General features: G+C 46.8%; 5 protein-coding genes and 1 pseudogene. 1 reads left to right on the top strand and 5 read right to left on the bottom strand.

Translation table 11 applies throughout. The annotated features are described in order from the left end of the window. Positions 1–50: 50 nt before the first annotated feature. Positions 51–1,754, bottom strand: coding sequence for a sodium:solute symporter family protein (locus AB4653_RS16540; RefSeq protein WP_009844700.1), 1,704 nt, complete (start codon positions 1,752–1,754; stop codon positions 51–53). 10 nt (positions 1,755–1,764) lie between these two features. After that, positions 1,765–2,031 (bottom strand): DUF4212 domain-containing protein, encoded by a 267-nt coding sequence (locus AB4653_RS16545; protein WP_009844701.1) that lies wholly within the window; start codon positions 2,029–2,031, stop codon positions 1,765–1,767. A 438-nt stretch (positions 2,032–2,469) separates the two neighbouring features. Between AB4653_RS16545 and AB4653_RS16550 the strand changes: the two genes are divergently transcribed. Next, on the top strand, positions 2,470–4,221 hold the full coding sequence (locus tag AB4653_RS16550; RefSeq protein ID WP_009844702.1) for a potassium/proton antiporter: 1,752 nt from the start codon (positions 2,470–2,472) through the stop codon (positions 4,219–4,221). Here the strand turns inward: AB4653_RS16550 and AB4653_RS16555 are convergent. The 3 genes and pseudogenes from AB4653_RS16555 to AB4653_RS16565 form a co-directional block, all read right to left on the bottom strand. Further along, entirely contained in the window at positions 4,218–4,847 is a 630-nt protein-coding gene (locus AB4653_RS16555; protein ID WP_009844703.1) for a response regulator transcription factor, read from the bottom strand. The genes AB4653_RS16550 and AB4653_RS16555 overlap by 4 nt on opposite strands. A gap of 212 nt (positions 4,848–5,059) precedes the next feature. Continuing rightward, positions 5,060–6,916: a protein-disulfide reductase DsbD gene (locus tag AB4653_RS16560; RefSeq protein ID WP_009844704.1), complete on the bottom strand. Its 1,857-nt coding sequence runs from the start codon at positions 6,914–6,916 to the stop codon at positions 5,060–5,062. 175 nt (positions 6,917–7,091) lie between these two features. Beyond that, positions 7,092–7,298 (bottom strand): annotated as a pseudogene (locus AB4653_RS16565) (arginine repressor); the annotation flags it as partial.

Consider the following 7,298-nt stretch of genomic DNA (forward strand, 5'->3'; position numbering starts at 1 on the left):
ATGTAAGTACTGATTCATTTTTGCTAAACATCTTTGTTTCGTGGTAGTGCTTAGTGGTCGTGAGCTTCACCAGCACCTTTCGGGTAACGAATGTTCTCAACCATCTCTTGTACATCTTCAGGAACTTCAGCGGTCACTTTGTTCACTGCAATTGATACTACGAAGTTTAGACACATACCTAGCGTACCGATGCCTTCTGGGCTGATACCAAACCACCAGTTTTCCGGTGTGCTTGCTGCTGGGTTAATGAACTTGAAGTAGATGATGTAGCTTGCTGTGAAGGCAATACCTGACAACATACCTGCAATTGCGCCTTCCTTGTTCATCTTCTTGTAGAAGATACCTAGGATGATCGCTGGGAAGAAGGATGCTGCGGCTAAGCCGAAGGCAAACGCTACTACCTGTGCTACAAAGCCTGGTGGGTTAATACCCAAGTAACCTGCACCTACAATCGCGATCATGGCAGCTAAACGAGCGGCTAACAGCTCCTGCTTGTCGGTCATGTTTGGTCTAAAGCCTTTCTTCAACAAGTCATGTGAAATCGACGTTGAGATTACCAATAGCAGACCCGCGGCTGTTGATAGTGCTGCGGCTAAGCCACCAGCTGCAAGCAGTGCGACAACCCAGTTTGGTAGTTTTGCTAGTTCTGGAGAAGCCAGTACGATGATGTCACGGTTAATCTTCATTTCGTTGCGTTCGTCGCCCGAGTAGAACATTTTGCCATCGCCGTTCTTATCTTCCCAACCAACTAGGCCAGTGCTTTCCCAGTTTTTGTACCAGCTTGGTGCTTCTGCTGCTGCGACACCTTGCATGTCTGGGCCATTAATCGTTTCGATCATATTTACACGAGCGAAGGCTGCAACGCCTGGCGCTGTTGTGTATAGCAATGAGATGAACAGTAGTGCCCAACCCGCTGAGATACGAGCATCACGTACTTTTGGTACCGTGAAGAAACGAATGATTACGTGTGGAAGACCGGCAGTACCTACCATTAGAGCTGCACAGATGAAGAATACATCTACCATGCTCTTGTTACCTTCGGTATAGGCTGTAAATCCGAGCTCTTCGGTTAGTCCATCCAGTTTATCAAGTAAGTATACATCTGTACCTGATAGCGTTGAGCCCATACCAACTTGTGGAAGTGGGTTACCTGTCATCATGATTGAGGTAAAGATTGCTGGAACAAGGAAGGCGAAAATGAGGACACAGAATTGAGCTACCTGCGTATAAGTGATGCCTTTCATGCCACCAAGCACTGCGTAGAAGAACACAATACCCATACCAATGATGATGCCTAGGTTAATATCAACTTCTAGGAAACGAGAGAATACAACGCCAACACCACGCATCTGGCCCGCAACGTACGTAAATGATACGAAGATTGCACAGAATACCGCTACCATACGTGCTGTTTTCGAGTAGTAACGTTCACCGATGAAATCAGGAACCGTAAACTGACCGAACTTACGTAGGTAAGGTGCTAAACATAGCGCAAGTAGTACATAACCACCTGTCCAACCCATGAGGTAAACCGCACCGTCGTAACCAACGAATGAGATGATACCTGCCATTGAGATGAATGATGCTGCCGACATCCAGTCAGCGGCTGTTGCCATGCCGTTTGCTACTGGGTGTACGCCGCCGCCAGCAACGTAGAATTCACTCGTTGTTCCAGCGCGAGCCCAGATTGCGATGCCGATATAGACTGCGAAAGTAATACCGACGAGAATAAACGTCCAAGTTTGAATATCCATGTTCTAGCCTCTAGTCTTCCTGTACGTTGTATTTTTTGTCCAGCTTATTCATGCGAACAACGTAAATAAATATCAACGCCACGAAGGTATAAATTGAACCTTGTTGAGCGAACCAAAAACCTAGCTTAAACCCGCCAAATTGAATGGTATTTAGGACATCCACAAATAAGATGCCAGCGCCATAAGACACCACAAACCAGACAGCGAGTAGTGTTCCCATTATTCCCAAGTTTTCCTTCCAGTAGGCTTGAGCATGTTCCGTAGATTCGAACGCCATTGCCTTCTCCTTTAATTCCGTTTTCGTAGAAACCGTTTCTGTAGAAATTGCTGTGTTAACGTAATGTTACGATTTAGAATGTAGCAAGGATAAGTCAAGGGATCTGTGCAACTTTAGTCGGGACGCTATTAGCGCTAATGTCCTTAAATATGGGAGCTAGGAGACAGAACCATAGAAAAACGTGATGTTGCAATGATGTTAAATTAGCCAAAGGTCTAACAAAAAGGGATGAATTAGAGTGAGAGTCATAAAATTTAACAACTAAATGACTGAGAAACGGTATTTAGCCCTGCTTATGACACGAAGCGAAACATAAGTTTGTTATAGTAACTACGGCACTTTCACCGACCGTGCCTTGCTAAACGGCAGAAGATCAACAAGCTAGTGGCAAAAGATCAACAGGCTTAAAGCTCGGATTTTATTCTTTGGGGGAACGAATTGGACGCAATAACCATTAACCACTTATTCTTGACTGGTGCCGTACTCATCGCCATCAGCGTGCTTTTCTCACAAGTGTCCTCTCGATTGGGCGTTCCTATTCTTTTGATCTTTTTGTTCGTTGGTATGTTAGCGGGTGAAGATGGACCCGGTAATATTCATTTCGATGATTACTCACTGACCTACTTGGTGAGTAACCTTGCGCTTGCCGTGATTCTGTTGGATGGCGGTATGCGAACCAAGGTGGCGAGCTTCAAGGTCGCTTTCTGGCCTTCGCTCTCGCTGGCGACGATAGGTGTCGCATGTACAGCAACCTTAACCGGATTGATGGCGGCTTGGCTGTTTGACTTGTCATTAATGCAGGGCATCTTGGTCGGGGCGATTGTGGGTTCAACCGATGCGGCAGCGGTATTCTCTTTGCTGAAAGGGCAGAGTCTCAATGAGCGTGTAGGTTCAACTCTAGAGATCGAATCGGGCACTAACGACCCAATGGCGGTCTTCCTGACGGTGACCTTAATTGCGCTGTTAGGTAACCCTGACGCTGAGATGGGAATGAACTTCCTACTGCAAAGTTTTGCGATGCAGTTTGGTATCGGCACCCTTGTTGGTATTGGCGGCGGCTGGGTTCTATGGAGCTTAATCAATCGAGTACAACTGGCTGATGGCCTTTACTCCATTCTGGTACTCAGTGGGGGCGTGGCGCTGTTTGCGTTCTCTAACATGCTTGGCGGTAGTGGCATATTATCGATTTACCTAGTGGGCTTGTTCATTGGTAATCGTCCAACGCGTTCTCGACACTCTATTCTTAATGTCCTAGACGGTATGACGTGGCTAAGTCAGATCGTGATGTTCTTGGTGTTGGGTTTATTGGTGACTCCATCGACCTTAATGGACATTGCACTTCCTGCGTTAGCACTGGCTTTCGGTATGATTTTGTTTGCTCGTCCAGTGTCGGTTTGGTTGGGTTTGCTGCCGTTCAGAAGCTTTACCACCAAGGAGCGCTGGTTTGTCTCTTGGGTCGGTTTACGTGGTGCAGTTCCGATCATTTTGGCGGTTTTCCCGATGATGGCTGGCCTGCCAAATGCTCAGCTGTATTTCAATATCGCCTTCTTCGTGGTTATGGTTTCGTTGATTGTTCAAGGCGGCAGCTTAATGAAAGTCGCAAGACTCGCTAAAGTGACTCTACCGCCAACGCCAACACCGATTTCTCGCACCGGTATCGAGATTTATCCGACCAGTGAATGGGAGATGTTTGTCTACAAGCTGAAAGAGGAAAAGTGGTGTGTCGGTGAACCGCTCAAGCGTTTATCGATGCCAGAAGGGACACGCATTACCGCACTGTTTCGACAAGATGCCTTGCTTCACCCATCGGGCAGTACCATATTAGAGGCGAACGATATTCTCTGTGTACTTGGTCAAGATAAAGACCTAGGTAGCCTAAGTGAGCTCTTCAGTGAGGCACCTTTGGCAGAAGAAGCCGCTCGATTCTTTGGTGACTTCTTCTTAGATGTTGGGTTATCGGTCGCTGCGGTAAGCGATTGTTATGGTATTGAACTTGGCTCGGAAGAAGAGCGAGAAATGACGCTAAAACAATTGGTTGATCAAGAGCTTGGGGCACACCCGGTATTAGGCGACAGCTTCGAGTGGCATGACATCACTTGGGTGGTTGCAGATATAGATGATCATAAAGTCGTCAAGCTGGGTTTATGTTTGCCTAAGACGACTTTAGAAGAGGATGTAAACGAAGCTTAATTGTGGATTTCTTGTAGCAAGATAACTGCTTGAGTTCGGTTTTTCACATCCAGTTTACGGAAGATGGCTGTCATATGCGCCTTGATGGTCGCTTCCGAAACATTCAATTCGTACGCAATTTGCTTGTTCAGTAGGCCGTCCGATAGCATTCCTAACACCTTGTATTGTTGAGGCGTCAATGTGGAAAGCTTTTCCGCAAGGTCGCTACAGGCTGCATTGTTGGTGATCAGCCCTTCAGGGAAGAACGGGTCGCCATTCAGCACTTGATTGAGTGCGCTGACCAATTCACGCATATCACTCGATTTAGGAATAAAGCCAAAGGCACCGTGGCTCTTCACTTGAGTGACAACGCTGGCATCCTCGCTGGCAGAGATCACCACAATTGGTAAATCTGGGTATTCAGCACGCAGTTGAATTAGGCCAGACATCCCGTTTGAACCCGGCATTTTAAGGTCGAGAAGCAACAGATCAGGTTCATCTTCTTTTTTTAGCAGAGTCAGTAAGGCATCGAGAGAATCAGCCTCAAGCAGGTTCGCACCGCTGATCGCCATATGAACTGACTGAAACAGGGCGTTGCGAAAAAGAGGATGGTCATCAGCAATGATGATGGTATAGGTCGAGTCCATGACGTTCATACTTTTAACAATTTAGTTAATATTTATTATCATCCTGATTGAGTATGTGGACAATATCTATGCATGAAAAGTCTGAACCATATCGACTTTTATCCCCGGAATAAGAAAGCGTTACTCTGAATAGCAAAAAAGCCGCACTGCCATCTCGTTAATGAGGGGCAGTGCGGCTTTCGTTTAGGCAGATATTCCGGTGAATATTGCCGTTATAGCTGGTGGTCTTGCATGTGTTTCAAGAATACATCGGCAGCCATAAAACCCGTTACACGAGCATTTGGAACATGGTTACCCTCGCCATCCCAGAACTCTATGGTTGGTAAGCCCAGCACCTGTAATTGTTTAAGCAGTTCAATGTCTTGAGGCATGTTTCTCGTTACGTCAGCTTGAAGAAGAACAAAGTCAGAAAGCTTGTTCTCAACATCAGCTTGGTGGAAGGTGTACTTCTCAAACTCTTTACAGGCCACACACCAATCGGCGTAGAAATCGAGCATCACTGGTTTGCCGAGTTTCTTGGCTTCGATGAGCTGGATTTCTAACTCTTCAACCGTGTTGACGCGGGCAAATTGGATTTGTTGCTCAACCACAACGCTCTTTTCTGCGAACCAGTAATTGAGTGCAGGTTGAGCTGATGCGAACAGGCCAAGCATCGCGATGATACCTACAGCGCTCTGTTTCCAACCACCGAATGGCAGTGCATTCTTGCTGTGGTAAAGCCAACCAAAGGCGATGAACCCAAGACCAGACCAAAGTACCGTTGCCCACAATTCAGGAATAATTCGCTCTAGCAGGAAGATAGGCGCTGCCAGCAAGATAAAGCCGAATACGATCTTCACCTTGTCCATCCAGCTACCTGCTTTTGGTAGTAGCTTATTACCAAACACCGCAACCAAAATCAGCGGTATACCCATACCCATCGCTAACGCATACAGAGCGAACGCCCCGGTTAATAGGTCGCCACTTTGAGCCACGTACAGTAACGCGCCTGACAGTGGCGCAGTGGTACAAGGTGAACACACCAAGCCAGAGATAGCGCCCATTGCGAACACGCCCAAGGTATTGCCACCTTGTTGCTTGTTACTTTGGTTGTTAAGCCAAGTTTGGATGCTGCTTGGTAGTTGTAGGTTATAAACGCCGAACATCGACATCGCCAACGTCACGAACAGAACACTCAGCGCGATTAATACATAAGGGTGCTGCATCGCAGCTTGGAACTGCATGCCTGCTGAAGCAACCACTAAACCCAATAAGGTGTAGGTCAGCGCCATGCCTTGTACATAAATGAACGACAGCATCAGCGCACGGCCTTGGCTGAGCTTACCGCCACCTAGCACAATACCCGTTAGAATCGGATACATAGGCAGAACACACGGCGTAAAGGCTAAGCCAACACCGAGTGCGAGGAATAATAATGGCGTCCACCAACTGTCACCCAGCTTATCGGCTAAGCCTGCTTCTTTTGAAACTGGAGCATTGGTTTGTTGAGTGGTATTGCTTGCTGCGTCAGCGGTAGGAGAAGAGGCTTGTACTGAATTGTCAGCTTCACCAGAAGAACCTTGTAAAGCACCACTGTTTTGATCATCACTGCTTTTCATATCCCCAGAACTCGTCGCAGTAAACGGTTCAATGTCGATTACTCGGATCTCTGGTGGGTAACAGAAACCAGCATCTGCACAGCCTTGATACTTAACGATCAGCTGTGAGCTATCTTGGTAACTCTGTAGAGGAACTTGCACGAATAATGGCTGAGTATAGATGCTCACCTCACCGAAGAATTCATCTTGGTGTGGTTGGCCATTTTCCATTTCAACATTGCCGATAGTGAGATTTTGGCCAGTGAACGAGAGGCTATGTTGATAGAGGTAGTAGCCCTTTTTTACTTGCCAGTCGAGAAGGACCTTGCCGTCTTGCTGGTAGTAATTGAAAGGGAAAGCTTGGTCTACAGGGACAAAACCGTTGTTATTGCCTCCGAAGCTTGGCTCGGCGTTGTCGTTTCCAAAAAGCGCCCACGCAGGCTGGGTGAACAGGGAAACACAAACAAAAAGTAATGTGGCAAGTCGTCGCATACTATTTAGTCATCAAAATGGAGTTGAAGGTATCTTAACTCAATCAGACCGTAATAGTTTGTGATTAGTTTCATCGGTAGACAAATATCCCCTAAGGCGGGTGGGCTATTTTCTGGGGCAGTCGAGAGAGTGTCAGTCGCTCAACATGAGTTGTCAGCTTTTGCCAATAAGACATTTAAGCCACTCCTAAGCGTGCTCTTACTACTTGTTCGCAAGCATCTATATTCGTGGTGTCTTTCGGAATAATTAACACCGTGTCATTGCCGCCAACCGTACCGATAATCTCGGTATGTGGGTCGATATCAACCAATCTTGCGACCAACTGTGCGCAACCAGGGTTTGTTTTTACGATCACCATTGCTTGGTTGTGAGTAATTAATTC

The sequence above is a fragment of the Vibrio sp. 10N.222.48.A3 genome (assembly GCF_041475345.1).
GTDB classification, from domain to species: domain Bacteria; phylum Pseudomonadota; class Gammaproteobacteria; order Enterobacterales; family Vibrionaceae; genus Vibrio; species Vibrio tasmaniensis_A.